Annotated in this window: 23 protein-coding genes and 1 tRNA gene; 9 read left to right on the top strand and 15 right to left on the bottom strand. The window is 77.8% G+C overall.

Annotated elements, in window-relative coordinates:
- Positions 1-211: 211 nt before the first annotated feature.
- The 4 genes from egtD to ACRYMN_RS16880 form a co-directional block, all read right to left on the bottom strand.
- The gene (egtD, locus tag ACRYMN_RS16865) at positions 212-1,183 is read right to left on the bottom strand and encodes an L-histidine N(alpha)-methyltransferase (RefSeq protein ID WP_432497610.1); all 972 of its coding nucleotides are present in this window, start codon (positions 1,181-1,183) and stop codon (positions 212-214) included.
- A gap of 140 nt (positions 1,184-1,323) precedes the next feature.
- Positions 1,324-2,013, bottom strand: a complete 690-nt coding sequence (gene egtC / locus ACRYMN_RS16870; RefSeq protein ID WP_432497531.1) for an ergothioneine biosynthesis protein EgtC — start codon at positions 2,011-2,013, stop codon at positions 1,324-1,326.
- Positions 2,014-3,348, bottom strand: a complete 1,335-nt coding sequence (egtB, locus tag ACRYMN_RS16875; RefSeq protein WP_432497533.1) for an ergothioneine biosynthesis protein EgtB — start codon at positions 3,346-3,348, stop codon at positions 2,014-2,016.
- Complete coding sequence (locus ACRYMN_RS16880; RefSeq protein WP_432497536.1) at positions 3,345-4,634, bottom strand: glutamate-cysteine ligase family protein; 1,290 nt, start codon at positions 4,632-4,634, stop codon at positions 3,345-3,347. The genes egtB and ACRYMN_RS16880 overlap by 4 nt, the downstream gene beginning before the upstream one ends.
- Positions 4,635-4,825: 191 nt before the next feature.
- Between ACRYMN_RS16880 and ACRYMN_RS16885 the strand changes: the two genes are divergently transcribed.
- Complete coding sequence (locus ACRYMN_RS16885) at positions 4,826-6,484, top strand: glycoside hydrolase family 13 protein (protein WP_432497538.1); 1,659 nt, start codon at positions 4,826-4,828, stop codon at positions 6,482-6,484.
- Between the two features lie 17 nt (positions 6,485-6,501).
- Here the strand turns inward: ACRYMN_RS16885 and ACRYMN_RS16890 are convergent, their stop codons facing one another.
- The 5 genes from ACRYMN_RS16890 to ACRYMN_RS16910 form a co-directional block, all read right to left on the bottom strand.
- Positions 6,502-7,629, bottom strand: coding sequence for an oxygenase MpaB family protein (locus tag ACRYMN_RS16890; protein ID WP_432497540.1), 1,128 nt, complete (start codon positions 7,627-7,629; stop codon positions 6,502-6,504).
- A 55-nt stretch (positions 7,630-7,684) separates the two neighbouring features.
- Positions 7,685-8,653, bottom strand: a complete 969-nt coding sequence (locus tag ACRYMN_RS16895; protein WP_432497543.1) for a Brp/Blh family beta-carotene 15,15'-dioxygenase — start codon at positions 8,651-8,653, stop codon at positions 7,685-7,687.
- Between the two features lie 68 nt (positions 8,654-8,721).
- On the bottom strand, positions 8,722-9,726 hold the full coding sequence (locus ACRYMN_RS16900) for a bacteriorhodopsin (RefSeq protein WP_432497546.1): 1,005 nt from the start codon (positions 9,724-9,726) through the stop codon (positions 8,722-8,724).
- A 166-nt stretch (positions 9,727-9,892) separates the two neighbouring features.
- The gene (locus tag ACRYMN_RS16905; RefSeq protein WP_432497548.1) at positions 9,893-11,353 is read right to left on the bottom strand and encodes an aminotransferase class I/II-fold pyridoxal phosphate-dependent enzyme; all 1,461 of its coding nucleotides are present in this window, start codon (positions 11,351-11,353) and stop codon (positions 9,893-9,895) included.
- A gap of 81 nt (positions 11,354-11,434) precedes the next feature.
- Entirely contained in the window at positions 11,435-12,400 is a 966-nt protein-coding gene (locus tag ACRYMN_RS16910) for a zinc-binding dehydrogenase (RefSeq protein WP_432497550.1), read from the bottom strand.
- A gap of 86 nt (positions 12,401-12,486) precedes the next feature.
- On the opposite strand from ACRYMN_RS16910, the gene ACRYMN_RS16915 reads away from it, so the two are divergent.
- Both ACRYMN_RS16915 and ACRYMN_RS16920 read left to right on the top strand, forming a co-directional pair.
- Positions 12,487-13,338: an acyl-CoA thioesterase gene (locus ACRYMN_RS16915; protein ID WP_432497553.1), complete on the top strand. Its 852-nt coding sequence runs from the start codon at positions 12,487-12,489 to the stop codon at positions 13,336-13,338.
- A 125-nt stretch (positions 13,339-13,463) separates the two neighbouring features.
- Positions 13,464-13,625, top strand: a complete 162-nt coding sequence (locus ACRYMN_RS16920) for a hypothetical protein (RefSeq protein WP_432497555.1) — start codon at positions 13,464-13,466, stop codon at positions 13,623-13,625.
- Positions 13,626-13,680: 55 nt separating this feature from the next.
- Here ACRYMN_RS16920 and ettA read toward each other — a convergent pair whose 3' ends face one another.
- Complete coding sequence (gene ettA / locus ACRYMN_RS16925) at positions 13,681-15,357, bottom strand: energy-dependent translational throttle protein EttA (RefSeq protein ID WP_432497557.1); 1,677 nt, start codon at positions 15,355-15,357, stop codon at positions 13,681-13,683.
- Positions 15,358-15,435: 78 nt separating this feature from the next.
- On the opposite strand from ettA, the gene ACRYMN_RS16930 reads away from it, so the two are divergent.
- From ACRYMN_RS16930 to ACRYMN_RS16950, 5 genes are all read left to right on the top strand, one after another.
- Positions 15,436-15,511: transfer RNA gene (locus tag ACRYMN_RS16930), tRNA-Arg, on the top strand.
- Between the two features lie 124 nt (positions 15,512-15,635).
- On the top strand, positions 15,636-18,005 hold the full coding sequence (locus tag ACRYMN_RS16935) for a diguanylate cyclase domain-containing protein (protein ID WP_432497560.1): 2,370 nt from the start codon (positions 15,636-15,638) through the stop codon (positions 18,003-18,005).
- Positions 18,006-18,172: 167 nt separating this feature from the next.
- On the top strand, positions 18,173-19,006 hold the full coding sequence (locus ACRYMN_RS16940; RefSeq protein WP_432497562.1) for a hypothetical protein: 834 nt from the start codon (positions 18,173-18,175) through the stop codon (positions 19,004-19,006).
- Positions 19,003-19,956: a sulfurtransferase gene (locus ACRYMN_RS16945; protein ID WP_432497564.1), complete on the top strand. Its 954-nt coding sequence runs from the start codon at positions 19,003-19,005 to the stop codon at positions 19,954-19,956. The genes ACRYMN_RS16940 and ACRYMN_RS16945 overlap by 4 nt, the downstream gene beginning before the upstream one ends.
- Before the next feature lie 298 nt (positions 19,957-20,254).
- Positions 20,255-20,671, top strand: a complete 417-nt coding sequence (locus ACRYMN_RS16950) for an STAS domain-containing protein (RefSeq protein WP_432497567.1) — start codon at positions 20,255-20,257, stop codon at positions 20,669-20,671.
- 27 nt (positions 20,672-20,698) lie between these two features.
- On the opposite strand, the gene chrA is transcribed toward ACRYMN_RS16950, so the two are convergent.
- The 3 genes from chrA to ACRYMN_RS16965 form a co-directional block, all read right to left on the bottom strand.
- The gene (chrA, locus tag ACRYMN_RS16955) at positions 20,699-22,093 is read right to left on the bottom strand and encodes a chromate efflux transporter (protein ID WP_432497569.1); all 1,395 of its coding nucleotides are present in this window, start codon (positions 22,091-22,093) and stop codon (positions 20,699-20,701) included.
- Positions 22,094-22,157: 64 nt separating this feature from the next.
- Positions 22,158-22,589 (bottom strand): chromate resistance protein ChrB domain-containing protein, encoded by a 432-nt coding sequence (locus tag ACRYMN_RS16960; protein ID WP_432497571.1) that lies wholly within the window; start codon positions 22,587-22,589, stop codon positions 22,158-22,160.
- Complete coding sequence (locus ACRYMN_RS16965; protein ID WP_432497573.1) at positions 22,586-23,143, bottom strand: Chromate resistance protein ChrB; 558 nt, start codon at positions 23,141-23,143, stop codon at positions 22,586-22,588. The genes ACRYMN_RS16960 and ACRYMN_RS16965 overlap by 4 nt, the downstream gene beginning before the upstream one ends.
- A gap of 143 nt (positions 23,144-23,286) precedes the next feature.
- Between ACRYMN_RS16965 and ACRYMN_RS16970 the strand changes: the two genes are divergently transcribed.
- Entirely contained in the window at positions 23,287-23,652 is a 366-nt protein-coding gene (locus tag ACRYMN_RS16970; protein ID WP_432497575.1) for a hypothetical protein, read from the top strand.
- Between the two features lie 51 nt (positions 23,653-23,703).
- Here the strand turns inward: ACRYMN_RS16970 and trxB are convergent, their stop codons facing one another.
- Together trxB and ACRYMN_RS16980 are read right to left on the bottom strand one after the other, a co-directional pair.
- Positions 23,704-24,669, bottom strand: coding sequence for a thioredoxin-disulfide reductase (trxB, locus tag ACRYMN_RS16975; RefSeq protein ID WP_432497613.1), 966 nt, complete (start codon positions 24,667-24,669; stop codon positions 23,704-23,706).
- 92 nt (positions 24,670-24,761) lie between these two features.
- A complete protein-coding gene (locus tag ACRYMN_RS16980; RefSeq protein ID WP_432497577.1) occupies positions 24,762-25,187 on the bottom strand; it encodes an arsenate reductase ArsC in 426 nt (141 codons plus the stop codon).
- Positions 25,188-25,288: the final 101 nt, after the last annotated feature.

Genomic DNA, 25,288 nt, shown 5'->3' on the forward strand with positions numbered 1-25,288 from the left:
CCCCCCCCCCCCCCCCCCCCCCCCCCCCCCCCCCCCCCCCCCCCCCCCCCCCCCCCCCCCCCCCCCCCCCCCCCCCCCCCCCCCCCCCCCCCCCCCCCCCCCGCCGCCCCGCCCCCCCCCCCCCCCCCCCCCCCCCCCCCCCCCCCCCCCCCCCCCCGGTGGTCCGCGGCACCGCGCGGCGCACCCCGCCGCGCCGCGCGACGGCGGGGGTTCACCCCCGCGGCACCGCCAGGCTGAGGGCGACGTCGCCGTGCGGGTCCACCCACCAGCGGGCCAGGTCCAGGCCCGCGGCGTCCAGCTCGGCCGAGACGGTCTCGCGGCGGAACTTCGCGGAGACCTCGGTGCGCACCTCCTCGCCCTCGGCGAGCTCGACGACGAGGTCGAGCGCGGGCAGGTGCGCGGTCAGCGCGCGCCGGGCCCGCAGGCGCATCTCGACGTGCTCGTGCTCGGGGACCCACACCGCCACGTGCTCGAAGTCGTCGGGGTCGAGGTCGGCGCCCAGCTCGCGGTTGAGCACGTGCAGCACGTTCTTGTCGAACTCGGCGGTGACGCCGGCGGCGTCGTCGTAGGCGGCGAGCAGGCGCGCGGTGTCCTTGACGAGGTCGGTGCCCAGCAGCAGCGCGTCGCCGGGGACGAGGGTGGCGGCCAGCGCGGCGAGGAAGCGCGCCCGCGGGGCGGGCTCGAGGTTGCCGATGGTGGAGCCCAGGAACGCCACCAGGCGGCGCCCGCCGCGCGGCAGGCGGTCCAGGTGCCGCTCGAAGTCGGCGACCACGGCGTGCACGGCCACGCCCGGGTGCTCGGCGGCCACGGCGCTCCCCGCCGCGGTGAGCACGACGGCGTCGACGTCGACGGGCACGAAGCGGCGCAGGGTGCCGGCGCCGTCGAGCGCCGCGAGCAGCACGCGGGTCTTCTCGCTGGTGCCGCTGCCGAGCTCGACGAGGGTGTCGGCGCCGGTGGCGGCGGCGACCTCGTCGGCGACCAGCTCCAGCAGCTCGCGCTCGCGGCGGGTGGGGTAGTACTCCGGCAGCCGGGTGATCTCGTCGAACAGGCGGCTGCCGCGCTCGTCGTAGAAGTACTTCGGCGGCAGCGTGCGGGGCGCGGAGGTCAGGCCGGCGCGCACGTCGCGGCGCAGGGCGTCGGCGAGGACCTCCGGCGTCAGGTGCCGCTCGACGACGAGGGGCAGCGGCTCGGTGGCGCGGGCGGTGCTCACGGGTCCTCCGGTCGGGGCGGGTGCGGCGGGTTCGGCGGGTTCGGCGGGTTCGGCGGGTTCGGCGGGTTCGGGAGGCCGGCGGGGCCGGCGGGGCCGGCGGGGTCAGAGCGCGGTCAGAGCGCGGTCAGCTCCACGCTGGCGGGCGTGGCGGTGACGAGGGTGCGGTCGGGCACGTCGCGCCAGGCGGGGTCGTCGTCGAAGGGCTCGCTGGCCAGCGCGACGCCGTCGGCGGTCTGGAGCACGCTGAGGGTGTCGCCCCAGGCGGTGGCCAGCAGCCGCCCGCCGTCGGTGAGCAGCACGTTCAGGCGCGCGCCGGGGTCGGCCGCGCCGACGGCGGCGACCCGCTCGCCCAGCGCGTCGGGCGCGTCGAGCAGGTGGGCGGCCAGCACGGCGCTGTCGCACACCGACTCCGCGCGCGGCCACGCCGCGGCGGGCAGGACGGCGCGGTCGACGACGCCGTTGTGCGAGAGGAGCGCGCGGCCGCGGGCGAAGGGCGCGCAGGCGCTCTCGTCGCCGGGCATGCCCGCGCTGGCGCTGCGCACGGCGGCCAGCACGCAGCCGGAGGCGACGTGCGGGGCCACCGACGCCAGCGACGCCTCCGCCCACAGCGGGCGCGCCGAGCGCCAGCGCGCCGGCTCGGGGCGGGCGGGGCCGTACCAGCCCACGCCCCAGCCGTCGGCGTTGACGGTGCCGTGCGCCTGCCGGCGCGGGGCCCAGCTCTGCCGCAGCAGCCCGTGCTCGGGTTCGAGCAGCAGCTGCGCCAGGGTGCGCGGGGCGCCGAGCCAGGCGAGGTGGCGGCACACTCAGGCGTCCCAGGCCAGGCGCACGCCGGTGAAGACCTGCCGGCGCACCGGGTGGTCCCAGTTGCGGAACGAGGGGCGCACCGCCTGCGCGGCGGTGGCCCACGACCCGCCGCGCAGCACCCGGTGGTCGCCGCCGAAGAACGGCGCGGAGTAGGCGTCGTAGAGCATCGGGGAGAAACCCGGCCAGGGCTCGAAGCCGGAGGAGGTCCACTCCCACACGTCGCCGATCATCTGCTCGGCGCCGTGGGCGGAGGCGCCGGCGGGGTAGGCGCCGACCTGCGCGGGGCCCAGGGCGGTGCCGCCGAGGTTGGCGCGCTCGGCGGTGGGCGGCTCCTCGCCCCACGGCCAGCGGCGCCGGCGCCCGGCCACCGGGTCCCACGCGCACGCCTTCTCCCACTCCACCTCGGTGGGCAGGCGCGCGCCGGCCCAGCGCGCGTAGGCCTGCGCCTCGTGGAAGTCCACGTGCTGCACCGGCTCGGCCGGGTCGAGGGCGCGCACGGCGCCGAAGCGGCGCTCGGTGAACCAGCCGGCGCCGTCCGGCCGCCACGTCAGCGGCGCGCGCAGCCCCTGCGCGCAGCGGTGCGCCCAGCCGACGGCGGTCCACAGCCGCGGGTCGTCGTAGCCGCCGGCGGTGACGAAGCCGGCCCACTCGGCGTTGGTGACGGGCACGCGGCCGATGCGGAAGGCCGGCACGTGCACCTCGTGCTGGGGCTTCTCGTTGTCCAGCGCCCACGGCTCCAGCGCCGGGTCGGCGCCCAGCGGGAACGGCCCGGCCGGCACGAGGACGGCGTCGGCGGGCACCGGGCGCCCCGGCGGGGTGGGCGAGGCCGTCAGCAGCGGCGCCCCCGCGCGCAGGGCGTGGGTGGCCAGCATCGTCTCGTCGTGCTGCTGCTCGTGCTGGGCGACCATGCGCGCCGCGCCGGCGGCGGCGCCGGGGCGGGCGCGCTCGCGCTCCTCCAGCGCGTCCAGGACGCGCCCGCGCACCTCGGCCAGCGCGCGCCGGGAGGCGGCCGGGTCCAGCAGCGGCAGCAGGACGCGGGTGGCGCGGGGGTGCTCGAACGCGTCGTAGAGGCAGGCCACCGCCGCCGGGAAGACCGGCTCGCGGCCGGGGTCGGCGGCCAGCAGCAGCCACTGCTCCTCCTGCTGGCCGACGTGGGCGAGGTCCCACACCAGCGGGCTCATCAGCGGCGAGTGCTGCGCGGTCAGCTCGGCGTCGTCGGCGTCCGCCAGCGCCAGGGTGGCCCGGCGGGCCGAGCCCAGGGCCCGCACCGCCGACTCCAGCGAGGCGTCGGCGGGCCCGGGGGCGCGGTCGGGGTGGGGGTCGTGGTCGGTCATCGCAGCTCCTCCGCGGTCAGGCAGCCGGTGGGGCCCGAGCGCGCCGCCCGGTCCAGGACGAGGTCGGCCACGTCGCGCCCGCGCTCGGCGAGGTCGGCCCAGGCCTCCACGGCGGGGCGCAGCGCGGCGGGCGCGGCGGGCAGGGCGGCGGCCAGCACGCCGCGGGCGGCGCGGGCCAGGTCGGCGTCGCGCAGGCCGAGGCGGGCGGCGTCGGCGGCGCGGTGGGCCACGGGCGCGGCGGCCTCGGCGGCGGCGTCGGCGGCGCGCTCGTCGTCGACGACGGCGGCCACCACCGCGGCCAGGCCCGGCCACCAGGGCGCGGGCACGGCGTCGAGCACGCGCAGCTCCAGGAACCCGCGCAGCCGCACCGGCGGCCACAGGGTGCTCAGGTGCACCTCGACGTCGGCGGCGGTGGGCGCGCGCCCGTGCAGGCGCCGACGCCCGGCGACCCAGTCGGCCAGGCGCACCGGCTCCAGGACGGGCCGGCAGGGCGCGTCGTCGCCGCCGTCGCGCACGAGCATCACGGGGGCGGACAGGGCGAAGTCGGCCCACTCCCCCGCCGGGTCGGGCCCGCCGGTGCGCCCGGCCGGGCGGGCGCAGCGGCCCGGCTCCAGGCGCTGCCACACGCCCTGGCGCGCGGAGCGCGCCCCGGTGCCGCGCCCGGCCAGCAGCGGGCTGCACGCGCCCAGGGCGGCCAGCACCGGCAGCAGGCGGTGCAGGTGCGCCAGGCGCTGCGCCCAGCGGTGCGCCGGGCCGGCGTCGAGGTTGACCTGCAGGGACGCGGTGGAGCACATCATCGCCGCGCCGTCGGCGCCGTGGCCGACGGCGTCGAAGTGCGCGGCCATCGCGGCGTAGCGCGAGCCGGGGTGCACGCGCGCCGGCGGGCGGGCGGGGTCGGTGCCGGTGCCCACCAGCGCGACGCCCTCGGCGGCCAGGGCGGCGTCCACGCACGCCGCGTCGCGGTGCAGCGCCGCCACGGCGGCGGCCACGCCGGGCAGCGGCGCGGTGGACAGCTCCACCTGCCCGCCCGGTTCCAGGGTGACGCGGCTGCCCGCCGGCGGCGCGAGGCCGCGCAGCGCGCCGGTGAGGCGCTCCCACGGCACGCGCCGGCCGGGGGCGCGCAGGTCGACGGCGTGCCGCTCCAGCTCCAGCCCGACGGTGCCGGTGGGTCCGGCGCGCAGGGCGCCGGCGCGCACGTGCTCGTGGACGGCGTCGACGTCGAGGGGAGCGGTGCGCTCCTCCGCCTCGACCCCGGCCGTCCGCTCGACGGGGGACAGCGCTGCCACGAAGGGCCCCTTCCAGGTCCGGACCGGCTCCTGCTGGAGCCGCGGGTCGGCGTGGGGCCACCTCGATGGCCTCGCCGCGAGCCTCGCACGCGCCCCGGGCCGCGGCAAGGGGCGCGGGGCGGCCCGGCGGGCGGGGCGGCGGGCGGGGCGGCGGGCGGGGCGGCGGGCGGGGCGGCGGCGCCGTTGGCAGGATGGGCGCGGTGAGCGACACCGACCCGACCCCCGCCGCGGCGCCCTGGTGGCGCGACGCCGTGATCTACCAGGTCTACCCGCGCTCCTTCGCCGACGCGGACGGCGACGGGCTGGGCGACCTGGCCGGGATCACCGCCCGGCTGCCGCACCTGGCGGGCCTGGGGGTGGACGCGGTGTGGCTCTCGCCCGTGTACCCCTCGCCCCAGCGCGACGCCGGCTACGACGTGGCCGACTACCGCGACGTGGACCCGGTCTTCGGCACGCTGGAGGACTTCGCGGCGCTGACGGCCCGCGCCCACGAGCTGGGGCTGCGGGTGATCACCGACCTGGTGCCCAACCACACCTCCTCCGAGCACGCCTGGTTCCGGCAGGCGCTGGCCGCCGGGCCCGGCTCGCCCGAGCGCGCCCGCTACGTCTTCCGCGAGGGCCGCGGCGAGGACGGCGCGCAGCCGCCGAACTCGTGGCGCTCGGTCTTCGGCGGCTCGGCGTGGACGCGCCTGCCCGACGGCTGGTGGTACCTGCACCTGTTCGACTCCAGCCAGCCGGACCTGGACTGGTCGAACCCGCAGGTGCGCGAGGAGTTCGAGGACGTGCTGCGCTTCTGGCTGGACCGCGGCGTGGACGGCTTCCGCGTGGACGTCGCGCACGGGCTGGTCAAGGCGGAGGGCCTGCCCGAGTGGGACCACGAGCAGGCGCTGCTGGACGGCGCCAGCGCGAGCGGCGAGCGCCCGCCGATGTGGGACCAGGAGGGCGTGCACGAGATCTACCGCGGCTGGCGGCGGGTGCTGGACGCCTACGACGGCGAGCGCGTCCTGGTGGCCGAGGCGTGGGTGACGCCGCCGGAGCGCCTGGCGCGCTACGTGCGCGGCGACGAGATGCACCAGGCGTTCAACTTCGACTTCCTGCGCGCGCCGTGGCTCGCCGGTGAGCTGCGGCGCGTGGTCGACGCGACGCTGGAGGCGCACGAGGTCGTCGGCGCCCCGGCGACCTGGGTGCTGTCCAACCACGACGTGGTGCGCCACGCCAGCCGGCTGGGCTACCCCGCCGGCAGCGAGCCGGCCTCGGGCGTGGGCCCGGACGACCCGCAGCCGGACGCGGAGCTGGGGCTGCGCCGCGCGCGGGCCGCGACGCTGTTCACGCTGGCCCTGCCGGGCGGGGCGTACGTCTACCAGGGCGAGGAGCTGGGCCTGCCGGAGGTGACGACCCTGCCGGCCGAGGTGCGCCAGGACCCCTCGTTCGCGCGCACGGGCGGGGCCGACCGCGGCCGCGACGGCTGCCGGGTGCCGATCCCGTGGGAGGGCGATCGGCCGTCCTACGGCTTCGGGCCGGGTGGGGCGTCGTGGCTGCCGCAGCCGCCGGAGTGGGCGCGGCTGTCGGTGGCGGCGCAGACCGGCGTGCCCGGCTCGACGCTGGAGCTGTACCGCTCGGCGCTGGCGCTGCGCCGCGAGCACGGCCTGGGCCGCGGCACCCTGGCGTGGGACGGCGGGCTCACCGGCGGCGACGTGCTGGCCTTCCGCACGCGCGGCGTGCTCGTGGTGCTCAACCTCTCCCCCGAGCCGGTCCCCGCCCCGGCCGGGACGCGGCTGCTGCTGGCCAGCGGCGAGCTGGTGGGCGCCGCGGTGCCCACCGACACCGCGGCCTGGTTCGCGCCCGCCTGACGCGCCGCGCGCGGGCCTCAGCGCGCGGGCGCGGGCTCGGGCTCCTCCAGCGCGAAGGCGCGGGTGGCGGCGACGTTGGCCTCGACCGCGCGGCGCCAGGCGTCCGGGCGGCGGCGCAGCAGCCGGCGCCGGGCCCGGACGGCGGCGACCGCCGGGCCCAGGGCGAGGGCGGCGACGGGCGAGCGCGGCACGCCCAGGGCGTCGGCGAGGGCGTCGCCGAGCATGGCCCGCGAGACGGTGCGCACCAGCGGCAGCGTCAGCGGGCGCGGCAGGGAGCTGCGGTCGCCCAGCGCGCTCGCCAGCGCCTGCAGCCCGGCGCGCGTGAGGGTCCGGGAGTCCTCACCGGGCGGGCCGGTGACGGCCGCGATGCGCTCGGCGAGCAGCTGCGCGCCGCGGGCGTCCACGGCGCCGGCCAGCAGGCGGGCGTCGATGCCGAGCAGCACCCCCAGGTGGCGCCAGTAGCGGTACAGCGAGGCCTGCTCGGCGGCGGTGAGGTCCAGGCCGAGGGCGGCGTCGGCTCGCATCGTCACCAGCGTGAAGTCCAGCCAGGTGCGCGCGACGTCCACCTGGTCCAGCGGCGCCGGGCCGGTGCCGCCGGCGGCGCGGCGCACGGCCCGGCGCACCCGGGCGTGCACCAGCCGCACCTGCGCGGTGGCGACGTAGCCGGGCTCGCCGCGGCGCAGCCAGCCGGGCACGAGCGCGGCCCCGTGCCAGCGGGCGGTGCTCACCAGCCGGTCCAGCGCGTGATCGGTCAGCTCGCCGGTGCCGACGAGGACGGCGGCGGTGTGCGGGGGCGCGTAGGAGTCGATGAGGGCGCCTGCGCCGACGTCGAGGACGTGCGCGGCCGGGGAGATCGTGAAGTACGGCAGGGAGGCGCTGTCGAGCAGGTCGTCGGGGGCGGCGTCGGTGGCGCTCTCCAGCTCGCGCAGGTACGCCGCGACGGCCGGGGCGGCGCCCGCCTCCTCCCCCAGCGCGCCCAGCCCCTCGCGCAGCCCGCGCTCCAGCAGCAGCCGGTGCGCGGGGCGCGCGGCCAGCTCGTCGGCGAGGGCGTCGCCGGCCGGGTCGCCCGCTCCGGACAGCTCGGCGATCAGCGCGTCCAGCGCGGCGGCGTCCAGCGCGGTGGTGTCCGGCGCGGTGGTGTCCAAGTCTGCCCCTCCGGGTCCGCCGCGCTCCCCCGGCGGGAGCGCGGCGCCCCCATGACTACCCCGTGGCGGCGCGCGGGGCGAGCCCCGGGTGCCGGCGGGCGCGGCGGTCCCACCAGGCCACGACGAGCGCGTGCGGGACGGTCAGGCCCGCCAGCACGGCCAGGTCGGCGGTGACGAAGCCGCGCCAGCCACCGGCCAGCGACCACAGCGCCCCCAGGGCGGCCAGGCTGAGCGCGGTGGGGACGGCGGCGGCCAGCGCGAAGCGGCCCAGCGGGCGCAGCAGGCGCCCGACGGCCAGGTCGACGGCGTTGGCGGGGTCCTGGGCCAGCAGCCGGCCGACGTGGCGCACCGCGTGCCAGCCGCCGAAGTAGGCCCCGAACGCCACCAGCGGCGGCACGAGCAGCCCCACCGCGGCCAGCAGCGCCACCTCGGCCGCGGCCAGGGGGCGGCGCCGGCGCAGGCGGCGGGCGAGGGTGATCGCCACCGCGGCCAGCACCGGCGCGCTCGCACCCGCGGCCAGCCACCCGGGCAGCACCCCGGCGCTGCCGGGCACCAGCAGGGCGATCACCGGGGCCACCGAGGCGGGCTCGCCCACGACGGGCAGCACCAGCACCGCCCCGCCGGTGGCCGCGACCGCGAGCACGTCGCGGTGCCGGCCGGTGGCCACGGGGCGCCCGGCGCGCTCGTCGTCGAAGGCGACCTCCCCGGCGCCGAAGTGCAGCGCCGAGACGAGCACGAAGACGACGAGGGCGACGGCGGGGGCGGCGCGGAAGACCAGCCAGGCCGCCACCGCCGTCAGCGCGTAGGCGCCCGCGACGAGCAGCACGCGCGGTGCGCGCTCGCGCAGCACGAACGCCGGCACGAGGTGGTCCACCGCCCCGTGCGGCAACCCGGCCAGCAGGCCGGCCACCAGCACCACCCAGCCGTGCTCGCGCCACACCCGCGGGGCGGCGAGCTGCACCAGCAGGACGGCGGCGAGCACCGCCAGCGACACCGCGGTCGCGGCGGCGTCGGGGGTGCGCATGCCCGGCCGGGGCGACGTGGCGGGTCCGGCCGTGGACGCGGCGGTGCGGCCGTGCCCGGCCGCGGGGGTCACCGGTGCTTCGGGTGCTCGGCACCGGGGACGGACCCGGCGACGTGCTCGGCGACGTGCTCGGTGGTGAGGTCGACGGTGCGGGCACCGCCCGCGCTGCCCACGCGGTCCGCGTCGTCCGCGCCGGGCGCCAGGACGCCCTTGAGCACCGGCTGCACGCCCTCGGACTCCTTCACCGAGGAGATCCACACCTCCTCGGGGTGCGTCTGCTCACCGGCGTTGACGTCCTCGGCGGTGCGCAGCTTGGCGACCTTGTGGATGAGCGCGCCGAAACCCACCTTGGCGGCGATGTCGGCGAAGGAGAAACCGACCTGGATGGTGGTCGTCCAGCCCGCGCCGGGGAACCAGTTGTGGATCGCGTAGGCGATCGGGTACCAGCCCCACACGCTCAGCAGCAGGATCGCGGCGTTGCGGTACGAGGCGTACGCCTGCGCGCCCATGGAACCCTTCGAGCGGCGCAGCACGCCCAGGAGCAGGACGTAGAGCAGGACGTAGAAGACGGTGCTGACGACGCCCCACACCAGGAGTTCGGCCTGGTCGCCGCCGCCGCCGTCGACGGTGGCGCCCAGGTACCCGGTGAAGATCATGAGGAACGCCGCGGTGATCAGCGCCGCGCGCATCGAGCGCGCCCTGGCCCCCACGAGCGCGGAGACCGCCAGGAACTCCACCATGAGCAGCGGCACGGTGACCGACCAGTCCGCGTACCGCGGGGTCAGGGTGTTCAGGGCCTCGGCGTTCGGCACGTACTGCCCCGCCTGGTAGACGTAGCCCTGGTCGAACTTGACCACCAGGTACGCGTACGACAGGAACGCCACGCCGGTGATGCACAGGGACGCCAGCACCGCCGGGCGGTAGCGGGCACCGACCTCGCTCGTGGAGTTCCAGGTGCGCACGAAGTGGGCGAACAGCGCCAACCCGGCCACGGCCATCGAGTACTGGATGAGGTCGTGCTGGCCGGAGGAGAGGACGAACGCCTCCGGCCGGGTGACCGCCGTCAGAACCACCTGGGACCTCCGTCGACTCGCGCGTCGAACACCGCCGGTTCGAGTCGCCGGGGCAACCGTAGGGGGCCGGGTGGGGGTGCGCACCCGCACGACGGGCGGGGTGGCGCGCACCGGTCGTGCGGGCCGGGAGTTCCGCACCCCCGGCCCGGACCCGGGGACGGGCCGCTCAGCGCGCGACCACGCGCAGCGTGCGCACCGAGGGGTCGGCGGCGTCCGGGACGAGCATCCCGGCAGCCACGCCGCTGGTGAGGTAGTCGACGACCTGCTGGTCGACGACCTCGCCGGGCGCCAGCACGGGCACCCCCGGCGGGTAGGGGCTGACCAGTTCGGCGACGACGCGGCCGACGGCCTCGGCGATCGGCACCTGCTCGGTGCGCGCGAAGAACGCGTCGCGCGGCGTCATCGCGTTGCGCAGCTCCAGGGCGCCCGGCTGCGGCAGGTGCGTCGGGGCCCGGCGCTCCAGGGAACCGGCCTCGGCGGCCAGGCGGCGCAGGGACTCCACGAGCAGCGCCTTGGTGGCGTCGTCGTCGCCGTGGGTCAGGCGCACCCCGATGCGGCAGGCGTCGGCGGAACCGACGTCGACGTGGCAGGCGGTGCGCAGCCAGTCGCCGGCCTGGTAGCCGCTGACGCCCAGCGCGCGCACGTCGATCGTCAGGGCCAGCGGGTCGAGGTCGAAGGCGCCCTGCGGGCGCACCACCTCGCGCCCCATGAGGCCCAGGCCCTCGATCCCCTCGACGGCGGCGCGCACGCGCCCGGCGCGCTCGATCGCCGCGCCGAGCAGCTCCTCGCCCTGCTCGACCATCTGCCGGCGCCAGCCGTCCAGGGTGAGGTAGACCAGCGAGGAGGAGCTGGTGGTGCCCAGCAGGTCCTCGCGGGCCTTGAGCACGTCGGGGTCCACCAGCTCGCCCTGCACGTGGAACACCGAGCTCTGCTCGATCGCGGCGCCCATCTTGTGCACGCTGGTGACGACGACGTCGGCGCCGGCGTCCATCCCCCAGGCGGGCAGGTCCGGGTGGAAGGGCAGGTGCGCACCCCACGCCTCGTCGACGATGAGCGGCACGCCGAACTCGTGGCACACCGCGGCGACGCCGGCGATGTCGGCGCAGGTGCCCCAGTCGGTCGGGGAGATCAGCAGCATCCCCTTCGCGTCGGGGTCCTCCCGCAGCGCCCGGCGCACGTCCTCCGGCTCCGGCGGGTGCGCCAGGTGCAGGTCGGCGTCGAAGTGCAGGTGCACCCACACCGGCTCGACGCCGGAGACGATGACGCCGGCGATGACGGACTTGTGCGCGTTGCGCGAGATCAGCAGCTTCTCCCCCGGCCCGGCCACCGAGATCATGGCCGCCTTGACCGACAGGGAGCTGCCGCAGGTGGAGAAGAACGTCCTGCCCGCACCCACCGCGTCGGCCATGAGGTCCTCGGCCTGGCCGACCACGCCCTGCGACTCGCGGCGGTCGTCCAGGCCGTTGAGGGTCAGCACGTCGGAGGCGAAGACGCCCTCGCCCACCACCTGCACCACGCGCGGGTCCGCGCCGCGGCCCTGCTTGTGCCCGGGAGGGCCGTACGCGACGTCGCCGCGGCGCCGGAACTCCTCCAGGGCCTCCAGCACCGGTGCGCGCGAGTGGTCCACCACGGTCTCCCCCTGCCTGCCGGGTCGCGGGCGCGGTCGCACCCACGGGGGCGGTACCCGCCCGGGGCGGGTCCATGCGGCTCAGACGGTGACGAGCACCTTGCCGACGGCCTCGCCGGACCCCAGGCGCGCGAACGCGTCGCGCGCGTCGGCCAGGGCGTGCACGGAGTCGACCTCGGCGGCCAGGCCGGCCAGCGCGCAGAAGCTCAGCAGCCGCTCGAACTCCTCGCGGGTGCCCATCGTCGAGCCGAGCACGCGTAGCTGGCGGAAGAAGACGTTCTGCAGCATCGCGGAGGGGTCCGCGCCGGTGGTGGCGCCGGCCACGACGAGCGCGCCGCCGGGCTTCAGGGAGCGCACCGAGTGCTCCCACGTGGCCCGCCCCACGGTCTCGAGGACGGCGTCGACGCGCCCGGGCAGGCGCTCGCCCGTCGCGAACGTCGCGGCCGCGCCCCACGCCTCGGCCCGGGCCCGGCGCTCGGGCGAGCGACCCGTCACCCACACCCGCAGCCCCGCGGCGGCGCCCAGCGCCACGAGGGCGTTGGAGACCCCGCCGGCGGCGCCCTGCACCAGCACGGTCTGCCCGGGCACGGCGCGCGCCTGGGTGAAGAGCATCCGGTAGGCGGTCAGCCACGCGGTGCCCAGCGCGGCGCCGCGCTCGAAGGACCAGCCGGCGGGCAGCGGCAGCAGGTTGCGCCGCGGCACCCACACGTGCTCGGCCAGGGTGCCCGGGTGCAGCTCGGAGAGCAGGGTGCGCCGCGGGTCCAGCGTCTCGTCGCCGCGGAAGTCCTCGTCGCCGACGACGGCGTGCACGACGACCGGGGCGCCGTCGTCGGTGGTGCCGGCCGCGTCGCAGCCCAGGACCATCGGCAGGCGCTCGGCGGGCAGGCCCACCCCGCGCAGGCTCCACAGGTCGTGCCGGTTCAGCGCGGCGGCGCGCACGGCCACGCGCACCCAGCCCGCGGGCGGCTCGGCGGCGGGGGCGTCGGCGACCTCCAGCGCGGACAGCGGGTCGTCGGGCGAGGCGCGGACGGCGCGGGCGGCGAGCACGGGCGCGACGCTAGCGCCGCGCGGCTGCCCGCGTGCCCCCGCCGGGCGGCGGCGGCCGGGCGGGGGTGCTCGCGTAGCCTCCGGGCGTGAGCGAGCCCAGCCCCCTGCTGCCGGTCCTCGACGTGCAGCCGGTGCCCGGCGCGCAGGACGTCTTCACCGCCCCGAACCTGCCCGGCTGGCGCCGGCGCCTCTTCGGCGGGCAGGTGCTGGCGCAGGTGACGGTGGCGGCCTCGCGCACGGTGGCCCCCGAGCGGCCCGCGCACTCGCTGCACGCGTACTTCCTGCGCCCGGGCGACCCGGAGGTGCCGGTGCGCTTCGCGGTGGAGCGGCTGCGCGACGGCCGCTCGTTCTCGGCGCGGCGGGTGCAGGCGCTGCAGGAGGGCGTGCCGATCCTGTCGGCCATCGCCTCCTTCCAGGAGGAGGCACCGGGCGTGGAGCACGCCGAGCCGGCGCCGCGGGTGCCCGAGCCGGAGGAGCTGACCGCGGACACCGACCTGCTGGAGGCGCTGGACCACCCGGTGGCCCGGCAGATGGGCCGCGGGCGCCTGACCGACGTGCGCCACGTGGAGCCGGCGGTGTACGTGCACCCCGACGGCGAGCGCCGCGCCCGGCAGGCGGTGTGGATGCGCCTGGAGCACGCGCTGCCCGAGGACCCGGTGCTGCACCGCGCGGCGCTGGCGTACGCCTCGGACTTCACCGTCCTGGAGCCGGTGCTGCGCCGGCACGGGCTGGTGTGGGCCACGCCGGGGCTGAGCGTGGCCAGCCTGGACCACGCGATGTGGTGGCACCGGCCCGCGCGCGCCGACGAGTGGTTCCTGTACGTGACGGAGAGCCCGGCGGCGGGCGGGGCGCGGGGGCTGTCCACGGCCCGCGCCTACGACCGCGACCGGCGGCTGGTGGCCTCGGTGGCGCAGGAGGGGATGCTGCGCCTGCCCTGACCCCGCCGAGAGCGCCGAGAGCGCCGGGAGCGCCGGGAGCCGCCCGGGGCTGCGCGCACCCCGCCCCCGGGGGGCATGATGTGACGTGCATCACAGAGGCGTGGTGCAGGAGGGAGGGGGTTCCCGTGATCACCGCCGCGTCCGTCGTGCAGCACCACCGGCACCGCCGGCACCACCACCACGGCCCGCCGCGGCACTGCGCCGGCGCGCGGCGGGCGGCGGCCGCCGCCGCGCGCGCCGACCGCCTCGTCGCCCGCTACGCCCGCGCCGCGGCGCAGCAGCGCTGAGCGCGACGGTGCCCGCGGCCCCACCGGGGGCCGCGGGCACCGTGCGCGCGGGGCGTCAGTCGCGGGTGAGCTTGCGGTACGTCACCCGGTGCGGGCGCGCGGCGTCCGGGCCCAGGCGCTCGACCTTGTTCGCCTCGTAGCCGGCGAAGTTGCCCTCGAACCAGTACCAGTTCGCCGGGTCCTCCTCCGTGCCCTCGTAGGCGAGGATGTGGGTGGCGACGCGGTCGAGGAACCAGCGGTCGTGGCTGACGACCACGGCGCAGCCGGGGAACTCCAGCAGGGCGTTCTCCAGCGAACCGAGCGTCTCGACGTCGAGGTCGTTGGTGGGCTCGTCCAGCAGCAGGACGTTGCCGCCCTCCTTGAGCGTCAGGGCCAGGTTCAGCCGGTTGCGCTCGCCGCCGGAGAGCACGCCCGCGGGCTTCTGCTGGTCCGGGCCCTTGAAGCCGAACGCGGAGACGTAGGCGCGCGAGGGCATCTCCTGGTTGCCGACCTGGATGAAGTCCAGGCCGTCGGAGACGACCTCCCACAGCGTCTTCTTCGGGTCCAGGCCGCCGCGGGACTGGTCCACGTAGGACAGCTTCACGGTGTCGCCGATCTTCAGCTCGCCGCCGTCCAGCGGCTCCAGCCCGACGATCGTCTTGAACAGCGTGGTCTTGCCGACGCCGTTGGGGCCGATGACGCCGACGATGCCGTTGCGCGGCAGGGAGAAGGAGAGGCCGTCGATGAGGGTGCGCTCGCCGAAGCCCTTCTTCAGGCCCTTGGCCTCGATGACCGTGCTGCCCAGGCGCGGGCCGGCGGGGATCTGGATCTCCTCGAAGTCGAGCTTGCGCGTGCGCTCGGCCTCGGCGGCCATCTCCTCGTAGCGCGCCAGGCGCGCCTTGGACTTCGTCTGGCGGCCCTTGGCGTTCGAGCGCACCCACTCCAGCTCATCCTTGAGGCGCTTCTGGAGCTTGGCGTCCTTCTTGCCCTGCACGTCCAGGCGGGCGGCCTTCTTCTCCAGGTAGGTGGAGTAGTTGCCCTCGTAGGGGTAGGCGCGGCCGCGGTCCAGCTCGAGGATCCACTGGGCGACGTTGTCGAGGAAGTAGCGGTCGTGGGTGACGGCCAGCACGGCGCCGGGGTACTTCGCCAGGTGCTGCTCCAGCCACGTCACGCTCTCGGCGTCGAGGTGGTTGGTGGGCTCGTCCAGCAGCAGCAGGTCGGGCTGCTCCAGCAGCAGCTTGCACAGCGCCACGCGGCGGCGCTCACCGCCGGAGAGGTGGGTGACGTCCGCGTCGCCCGGCGGGCAGCGCAGCGCGTCCATCGCCTGCTCCAGCTGGGAGTCCATGTCCCACGCGTTGGCGTGGTCGAGGACCTCCTGGAGCTCACCCATCTCGGCCATGAGCTCGTCGGTGTAGTTCGTCGCCATCTCCTCGGCGATCGCGTTGTAGCGGTCCATCTTGACCTTGAGCTCACCCAGGCCGTCCTGGACGTTCTCCAGGACCGTCTTGGTCTCGTCGAGCGGGGGCTCCTGCATGAGCATGCCCACGCTGAAGCCGGGCGAGAGGCGGGCCTCGCCGTTGGACGGCTGGTCCAGGCCGGCCATGATCTTCAGGACGCTCGACTTGCCGGCGCCGTTGGGCCCCACCACGCCGATCTTCGCGCCCGGGTAGAAGGAGATGGAGACGTCGTCGAGGATGACCTTGTCCCCGTGCGCCTTGCGCGCCTTCGACATGACGTAGATGAATTCCGGCACGCCCCCAGGCTAGTCGAGTCGCCCGCGGGCGCGCTCCGCCCTGGGTAGGGTGCCCTGCGGGCCCCCGCGGCCCGGCGTGCCTCCGTAGCTCAGTGGATAGAGCACCGGACTTCTAATCCGATGGTCGCAGGTTCGAATCCTGCCGGGGGCGCCAGGCGGCTCGCACCCCGGCCGGCTCCCCCCGGAGGGGGTCGGGACGCCGACGCCGACGCCGCGCCCGCGGGCACGGGGCGCGGGCGGGGGATCAAGTGCCGGGCGCGCGGTGCCGATGCGGGAGCGTGGACACCCCCGCGACGGCCGGACCGGTGCTCGCGCCGGAGCGCGGGCCGTCCGGGCCCGAGCGCTCGTGGTCCCGGCGCCACCGCCTGCTCACCCACCTGCTCCTCGCGGCGGTGTACGCGCTCGCGGTGCTGGCCGGGCGCGCCACCCGGATGCCGGGCTCGACGCTGGCGCTGGTCTGGCCGGCGGCGGCAGTGGGGTTCCTGTGGCTGGGCTGGTGCTGGGACACCCGCCTCCACGGCCGCCGGCACCGGGTGGGCGCGGCCGCGGCGCTGACGCTGCTGTCCGGGGTGCTCAACGCCCTCACCGGCACCGGCGCGGTGCTGGGCGCGGCGTTCGCGCTGGCCAACGGGCTGCAGGCGGTGGCCGGGGCCGCGGTGATGCACCGGCTGCAGGTGCGCGCCGGGCTGGAGCCGTGGCGCCTGCGCCGCCCGGGGGACCTCGGCGCCCTCGTGCTGGCCTCGACGGCCGGTGCGCTGCTGGCGGCGTGCACCGGGCCGCTGGCGCTGTGGGCGTTCACCGGGGCGCCGTGGCTGCCGGCGGCCGGCGCGTGGCTGCTGCGCAACGCCGTGGGCACGTTCGTCTTCGCCGCCCTCGCCCTGCGCCTGGCGGACCGGCACCTGCCGCCGCCGCTGCGGCGGGGCCGGCGCCCCGCCGCCGAGGTCGTCGCCGCGGCGCTGGCCCTGGGGGTGGGCTACACGGCCGTCTTCGGCCAGGCGGTGCACCTGCCGGTGGCCTTCACGCTGCTGCCGCTGAGCATGTGGATCGCGCTGCGCTTCCACACCACGACCACCGCCGCGCACGTGCTGCTGCTGGGGCTGTGGGTGGTGGTGCTGACCGTGGCCGGGCGCGGGCCGTTCGCCGTGGGCCCGCCGGCCACCCGGGTGCTGCTGGCGCAGGCGTTCGTCACCGTCGCCGCGCTGGTCGCGCTGGTGCTGGCGCTGCACCGCGACGAGCGCGACGCGCTCGTGCGCGGGCTGCGCGAGGCGCAGCGGCGCGCGGCCGAGCAGGCGGCGCTGCTGGGCGCGGTCTTCGAGACCACCCGCGACGGGCTGAGCGTGTACGACGCGCGCGGGGCGGCGCGGCTGCGCAACCCCGCCGCCCGCCACCTCTTCCCCGACCTGCCCGACGGCCTGCCGCAGGAGCGCTGGCACACCCGCTTCACGTTCTCCCGCCCCGGCGGCGGTGCGTGGGCCCCGCACGACCTGCCCGTCGCGCGGGCCCTGCGCGGGGAGGCGGTGCAGGACGTCGACGTGCTGGTGAGCACCCCCGCGGTGCCCGGCGGGCGCCTGCTGAGCCTGAGCGCCCACCCCCTGCCCGCGGCCGCCGGGGACGCCTGGGCCGGTGGCGTGGTGCTCTCCGCGCGCGACGTGGGCGCCGAGCGCGCCGCCCTGGCGCGCCTGGCCGCCTCCGAGCAGCGCTTCCGCACCGCCTTCGACACCGCCCCGGTGGGCATGATGATCGTCGGGCTCGCCGGCGCGGACGCGGCGCAGCTGCTGCAGGTGAACACCACGCTGTGCGAGTTCACCGGCCTGAGCGAGGCGGAGCTGCTGACCCGCGACTTCCACGACCTGACCCACCCGGACGACCGCGCCGAGTGCGTCGTCTCCTTCGCGCCGTTCCTGGACGGCACGGCGACCGAGGCGCGGGTCGAGAAGCGCTACCGGCACGCCGACGGCAGCACCCGCCGGGGCCTGCTGACGGCCACCGCCATGGCCACCAGCGAGGCGGGCGAGCCGCAGCTGCTGTGCCTGATCGAGGACGTCACCGCCCGCCGCGCGGCCGAGGACGCGCTGCGCCACCAGGCGCTGCACGACGCGCTGACCGGGCTGCCCAACCGCACCCTGCTGCACGACCGCCTGACCCACGCCCTGGCCGCGGCCGGGCGCGAGGGGGACCGCGTGGGCGTGCTGTTCTGCGACCTGGACGGCTTCAAGGCCGTCAACGACTCCGCCGGGCACGCCGCCGGCGACGAGCTGCTGCGCGAGGTGGCCGCCCGCTTCTCCGCGTGCCTGCGCCCGGGCGACACCCTGGCCCGCCTGGGCGGTGACGAGTTCGCCGTCGTGCGCCCGTCGCTGAGCGCCGACCCGCACCTGGACGCGGTCGCCCGGCGGCTGCTGGCCGCGCTGCGCGAGCCGGTGCTGCTGCCCGCGGGCGCCTTCGGCGTCGGCGTGAGCATCGGCGCCGTCTCGGCCGCGCCCGGTGACGACGCCGCCGTGGTGCTCGACCGCGCCGACGCCGCGATGTACGAGGCCAAGCGGGCGGGCAAGAACCGCGTCCACCGGCACCGGGACCCCGGGGAGCACGCGGACCGCGGGGAGCGCCGGGGCGGGGATCGGGTGGCGGCCTGGGGCGCGGCGCGCGGCTGAGCGGACGCCCCGGCGGGCGCCGCGGGCCCGGACGTGCTTGTCTCTCCCTGTCGCCGCGCGCCCCGGCAGCGCCGCGACGAGCGGGACCGCGTCCAGCAGCGGCGCGAGCGGGACGGTGGCCGTGCGGCAGCGCCGCGGGCCGCCCGGTGCCCGGGGGGTGCTCCTGCGTGGAGGGACGACCGCTGGACCGGCGACCGGTGCGCGAGCACGACGTCGTGGTCGCGGGGCTGACCGCCGACCACGGCGCCGCGCTCGTGGCCGCGCTGCGCGCGGCGGGCGTCGGCCGCACGGTGCACGTGCCGCTCGACCAGGTCGACGGCCCACCCGGGGACGACCCCCCCGGGGACGGCCCACCCGGGGACGGCTCCCCCGGCGCGCTGCGGGCGCGCGTCCTGGTCACCACGGGCACGGGGACCGGTGCGCGGGACGGCGGTGCGCGGCCCGCGCTCGTGCGGGTGGTGCCGGTGGTGACGCCGCAGGAGGTGCACGCCGCCCTGTCGTGCGGGGCGCTGGGCGTGCTCGGGCTCGGCACGCCCCTGGACCTGGCGGTGCGGGTGGTGCAGGCGGCCGCGGAGGGCTGGTGCCTGCTGCCCGGCCCCGCGGTGCACGCCCTCGTCGGAGTGGACGGCGTGGACGGCGTGGACGGCGTGGACGGCGTGGACGGCGTGGACGGCGTGGGCGGCGCCGCACGGCCGCCGGTGGTGCCGGTGCAGGTGCCGCACCTGCCGCCCCGCGAGCACGGGTGGCTGCGCGCCCTGGCGGCGGGCGGGACGGCCGCGGCGCTGGCGCGGGCCGAGGGTCGCGACGAGGCGGCGGTCTACCGCGACATGGCGGCGCTGTACCGCCGGCTGGGGGCGGCGAACCGCACCGAGGCGCTGCTGCGCGCGCAGCGCTGGGGGCTGCTGCACGACGAGCAGCGGCACGACCCGGCGCGGGTGCCGGGACCGGTGGACGGCGCGCACCGCCCGCAGGACCCGCGAGGGCGGGGTGAGCGGCGGTGACGACCCGGCGGGGCGCGCGCGAGGAGCCCGGCGGGGGCCGGGCGGGCCGGGCGGGCTGGCCGGCCGGCTGGCCGGGGCCGGTCGCCCTGCCCGCCGCCGCGGCCGCGCCGCTGGTGGACGTGGCGTGGCTGCGGGCGCACCGCGGGGAGGTGGTGCTGCTGCAGGTGGACGACGACTCCAGCTCGTACTACGAGGCCCACCTGCCCGGGGCGCGCCCGGTGGACACGTTCGACGAGCTGCACCAGCAGGTGCGGCGCGGGCCGGTGCACCGGGAGGCGTTCGAGGCGGTGATGCGCGCCAAGGGGGTGCGCCGCGAGGACCACGTGGTGCTGTACTCCGCCGGCGATCCCACGCACGCCGCCTTCGCCCTCTGGCTCATGCGCCGCTACGGGCACCGGCGCCTGAGCCTGCTGGACGGGGGGTTGCGGGCCTGGCGCGCGGCCGGGCACCCCACGACCCCAGAGGTGCCGCGCTGGCCGCGCTGGCCGGACGACCCCGGGGTGCCGCCCTACGTCAGCGAGTCGGTGCGCGACCCCCTCGTCGTGGGCCGCGACGAGGTGCTGGCCCGCTTCGTCGACGCCCCGCCGCCGGCGCTGGTGCTGGACTGCCGCAGCCCCGCGGAGCACCGCGGCGACGGGTACCACCAGCTCGACGTGGCCGCCGAGCGCCACCGCGTCAGCGGGCACGTGCCCGGTTCGCGGAACCTGCCCTCCGGCCTCGTGCTCGAGGACGACGGCACGTTCCGGGCGCGCCGGCAGCTGGAGGAGCTGTTCGCCTCCCGCGGCCTGCGGGCGGACTCCGAGGTGGTCGTGTACTGCCGGCTGGCCGAGCGCAGCGCGCTGCTGTGGTTCGCGCTGGCGGAACTGGTGGGGCACCCGGCGGTGCGGCACTACGTGGGCGGCTGGGCCGAGTACGGCAGCCTCGTCGACGCGCCCGTCGAGCGCGGCTGAGCGCGCGGGCGGAGCGGTCCTGAGGTGCGTCCCTGCGCCCCGGGACCGCCCGACCGCGGCGTCCCCTCCCGGTGCCGCGGCGCACCGAGGATTACCACGGCGCCCGGACCCGCGGCCACGGCCGCGTCAGGGGCGCGCCACGACCTCGACGGACCCCCGGCAGGGCCCCGCCCGCGCTCGCGCAGCCCGTCGCGAGGGGGTCGGCGCGGGGTCCGCGCGCTTCCGCCCCGCGCGCCGCGGGGTTACCCTCGACCGGCGTCCATCAGCGGGCCGCACCTCCGCACCCACCGGAGCGATCGTGATCCCTCACGACCCCCGCACCTTCCGCGTCGAATCCCGCCGGATCGGCACCGTCGCCGTCGTGGTCCCCGACGGCGAGCTCGACGGCGGGACCGCCCCCCTCCTGGTGGCCGAGACCACCAGGGCCCTGAGCACCGCCCCCGCCGTCGTCGTGGACCTGTCGTCGGTGTCGTTCCTGGACTGCCGCGCCCTGGGCGTGCTGGTCTCCCTGACCCGGCGCGCGCGCGAGCGCGGCGGGCGGTTGCGGGTGGCCGCGCTGCCGGGGCACGCGCACGACCTGTTCTCGCGCTTCGACCTCTACGGCGTGCTCGGCGGGCGCTCGGACGTGGCGGGCGAGTGCCGCGCGCTGGCCGCCCTCGCCGACGGCGCGGGCCTTGCCGCCGGCGACGCCGAGCGGCCGAGGATCACCGCCTGAGGGCCGCCCGCCCGGGGCGGGCCCGGTTCACCCGAGCAGCGTGGTGGCCAGCCCGAGCAGCGCGCACGCGCCCAGGGTGCGCAGCACCGACCACTTCAGGCGGAACACCATGACGGCGGCCGCGGCGGCGATGGCGAGCGCCGTCCAGCGCAGCGAGGTGAGCACCGGCAGTTCCAGGTGCACCGGTCCCGCGCTCCACGCGGTGGTGTCGGCGAACAGCGTGTGCAGCGCGAAGTAGAGGGCGAGGTTCGCGATGACGCCGACGACGGCGGCGGTGATGCCGGTCAGCGCCGCCGAGAGGGACCTGTTGGCGCGCAGGCGTTCCACGTACGGGGCGCCGAGGAAGATGAACAGGAAGCAGGGCACGAAGGTGACCCAGGTGGTCAGCAGCGAGGCGAGCACCGCGGCGACCCACGGGTCCAGGGCGCCCGGGTCGCGGTAGGCGCCCAGGAACGCCACGAACTGCACGACCATGATGAGCGGGCCCGGGGTGGTCTCGGCCAGCGCCAGGCCGCGCACCATCTCCCCCGGGGCCAGCCAGTGGTAGCGCTCGACGGCCTGCTGGGCGACGAAGGCGAGCACGGCGTAGGCGCCGCCGAAGGTGACCAGCGCGGTGCCGGAGAAGAACAACCCCTGCTGCGTCAGGGTGCTGCCCGCCCCGGTGAGCAGGGCGACCGCCACCACCGGCACCGCCCACAGCACCAGCCCGATCGCGAGGACCCTCAGGGCGCGGGCGGTGGAGGGCCGCTCGGTGTGCAGCACGTCGTCGGGCACGACGGGCGCGGGCCCGCCGCCCCCGCCGCCGTGGCCGCCGCCGGCGCCGGCGAGCACGTGGGGGGCGCGCCGGTGCACCACCCAGCCGGCCAGGGCGGCCACGGCGATGACGAGCGGGAAGGGCGCGCCGAAGGCGGCCAGCGCCACGAACGCGCCCACCGCCAGGGCCACCAGCACGCGGTGGGCCAGGGCGCGCCGGCCGACCCGGACCACCGCCTGCACGACGACCGCCAGCACCGCCGGGGCCAGGCCGGCGAACAGCCCGGTCACGAACTCGGTGTCGCCGGCGGCGGCGTAGAGCACGGACAGCGCCAGCAGCGCCACGACGCCGGGCAGGACGAACAGGGTCCCGGCGACCAGGCCGCCGCGCACGCCGTTGAGCAGCCAGCCGGTGTAGATCGCCAGCTGCTGGGCCTCCGGGCCGGGCAGGAGCATGCAGTAGTTCAGGGCGTGCAGGAACCGCTGCTGGCCGATCCAGCGCTTCTCGTCCACCAGGGCGCGCTGCATGACGGCGATCTGCCCGGCCGGGCCGCCGAAGGTCTGCAGGGAGATGGCGAACCAGGTGCGCACCGCCTCGCGGAAGGGCACCAGGTCGCGCCGGCCGGCGGCGGGCGGTCGCGGCGGGCGGAGGGCGTCGTCGGTGGTCATCGGGTCCTCGGGGGTCTCGGGGCCTCGGGGCCGGGCCGGCGGTTTCGAGGGGGCGCCGGGCGCGTCAGGCGGGTTCACGGCCCAGCAGCAGCGCGCGGCGGTGGAACTCGTACAGGCCGTCGAAGAGCGGCCCGCTCACGGCCAGGGTGCGCTCGTCGTCGCCGGTCAGGGACAGCCCGCGCAGCAGCACGTCCAGGCCGGGGGCCTCGGGGGCGTCGAAGCGGCCGTCGTCGAGGTCCGCCTCGTGCACGGCCTCGGCGATGCGCCACAGCACCGGGTCGGTCAGCTCGTGGCGGCGCAGGACCGTCTCGAAGGTGCAGTCGCCGCCGTGGTGGCCCAGCTCCACCCCGCGCACGTCGAACGGCGTGGCGTCGGCGGGCAGGTCGGCCGGGTCGGCGACGAAGACGAACTCGGCCGCGGGGTCGAGGAAGCGGCGGATCAGCCAGGCGCAGGCGGCGCGGTCGATGTGCACCCCGGAGCGGGTGGCCCACCTCACGCGCCCACCCCCTGCACCGCGCCGTCCTGCACGGCACCGTCCTGCACCGCACCGTCCTGCGCGGCACCGTCCTGCACGGCGTCGCCCAGCTCGCGCAGCGCCGCGGCGGCGGCCTCGCGCTGCGGCGGCGGGAAGAAGTCGCGGCGGGTGGTCTCGCGCCAGCGGGTGCGCAGCCGGCGCAGCGCCCGGACCCGCTCGGCGCCGGGCGCGCCCAGGGCCTCGCGGGCGTCGGCGGCCAGGGCGGCGTACTCCTCGGCGCGCGCGTCGGCCATCTGCTGCGCCAGGGCCCGCTCCTGCGCCGCGCCGGCCGGGCGGGCCAGCCAGACCCCGGCGGTGCCGGCGGCCTCGACGACCTCCTCGGCGATCCACTCCAGCTGCTCGCGGGTGCGCGCGTCGGCCGGCAGGGCCACCAGGCCGTCGCCCAGCTGCGCGACCCCGCAGCGCTTGAGCTTGCGCCACAGCGCGATCCGCGGGGTGGAGGGCTCGCGCGGCAGGCGGTAGCTCAGCAGCACCCACTCCCCGGTGCTCCCGGCGCTCCGCTCCCCCTCCGGCACGCCGCTGATGCAACCACGGTTGCACCGGAGCTGTCCAGGGGTGCGGGCCAGGAGGTGTCGACGACGGTTGCGCCGGGTACCTTCCTCACGGACCGTCCAACCGCGGGGCGTCCTCGCCTCCGTGTGCGGGAGAGTGGTCGGGAGTGGACGGCGCGACCGGTGGGGTCATCGACCTGCGGCTGCTCGACGGGGCCGCGCAGCAGCAGGCGCGGCGGTTCGTGCGCCTGGCCGCTCAGCAGTGCGGGCTGGAGGAGCGCGGCGACGACGCCGCCCTGGCCGTGGCCGAGCTGCTCGGCGGTCCCGAGGGCGAGGTGGAGCCCACCGCGGTGCAGGTCGGCGAGGCCGACGGGGGGCTGCGCCTGGGCGTGGACCTGCGCGGCCCCTCGCTGCTGCACCTGCACGAGCACTCCGAGGCGCTGCTGTCGGCGCTGTCGTCCTCGTGGGGCTGGGAGGCGCGCCCGGGCGGCGTGCACGCCTGGTGCCTCCTGCCGGGCACCGCGGCCCCGTAGGGCGCGCCCGGCTCCCCCGGGCCGGCCGCCCGGCGGCCGGCCCGGGAGCGCTCAGCCGACGGCGGCCTGCACGGCGTCGCCGGTCAGCCGGGCGTCGGCCAGGCTCGTCAGGTACCGCTCGGCGTCCAGGGCCGCGGCGCACCCGGTGCCCGAGGCGGTGATGGCCTGGCGGTAGCGCGAGTCCACCAGGTCCCCGCAGGCGAAGACGCCGGGCAGGTTGGTGTGCGTGGTGGGCGAGTCCACCAGCACGTACCCCTCGGAGTCGGTGCGCACCTGGCCCTTCAGCAGCTCGCTGCGCGGGTCGTGGCCGATGGCGATGAACACCCCGGCCGTCTCCAGCCGGCGCTGCTCGCCGCTGCGGCTGTCGCGCAGGGTGACGGCCTCGACCTTCTCCTCGCCGAGGACCTCGACGACCTCGCTGTTCCACGCGAAGGTGATCCGCGGGTCCGCCGCCGCCCGCTCGGCCATGATCTTCGAGGCCCGCAGCGTGTCGCGCCGGTGCACCAGCGTGACCGAGCTGGCGAAGCGGGTCAGGAAGGTGGCCTCCTCCACGGCGGAGTCCCCGCCGCCGACGACGACGACGTCCTTGCCGCGGAAGAAGAACCCGTCGCAGGTGGCGCACCAGGACACCCCGTGCCCGGTCAGGCGCTCCTCGCCGGGCACGTCCAGGCGCCGGTAGCCCGAACCCGTGGCCAGGACGACCGCGCGCGAGCGGTAGGTGCGCCCGGTGCGGTCGCGCACGACCTTCACGGGCCCGGTCAGGTCCAGCTCGACGGCGTCGTCGAAGACGAGGTCGGCGCCGAAGCGCTCGGCCTGGCGCTGCATGGAGTCCATGAGGTCCGGGCCCATGACGCCGTCGGGGAAGCCGGGGAAGTTCTCCACCTCGGTGGTCTGCACCAGCGCACCGCCGGCGGTGACCGCGCCGGCGATCACGACGGGCTCCAGCCCGGCGCGGGCGGCGTAGATCGCCGCGGTGTAGCCGGAGGGGCCGGAGCCGACGACGACCACGTCGCGCACCCGCTCCTCGCCGCCGTCCCGCTCGCCGGCGAAGGCCTGCGCCTCGAGGTCCCCGGTGCTCTGCCCGAGGGTGATGAGCCCGGCGGTGGGGATCACGCGCGCACCCCTTGCGCGCCCGCGGGCAGCAGGTCGGCCAGCAGGGCCTCCACCCGGCCGCGGATCTCGTCGCGCACCTGCCGCACGACCTCGATCCCCTGCCCGGCGGGGTCGGTCAGCTCCCAGTCCTCGTAGCGCTTGCCCGGGTAGAAGGGGCACGCGTCGCCGCAGCCCATGGTGACAACGGCGTCGGAGGCCTGCACCGCCTCGGGGGTGAGGACCTTCGGCTGCTCGCCGGTGATGTCGATGCCGACCTCGCGCATGGCCTCGACGGCGACGGGGTTGATCCGCTCGGCGGGCAGCGAGCCGGCGGAGCGCACCTCGACGGCGCCGCCGGACAGGGCGGCGGCGAACCCCGCAGCCATCTGCGAGCGCCCGGCGTTGTGCACGCAGACGAAGATCACACTGGGCTTGTCGCTCACGAGGAGCCTCCTTGTCGTGGATCGGGTGGTCGGGCGGTCCGGTGCGGGGGCGGGCCCCGCCCTCAGCATCCACCCGCGGTGGCGCGGCGCCCCCGTGGGAG

It is taken from the genome of Kineococcus gypseus, assembly GCF_050871305.1.
Lineage (GTDB): Bacteria > Actinomycetota > Actinomycetes > Actinomycetales > Kineococcaceae > Kineococcus > Kineococcus gypseus.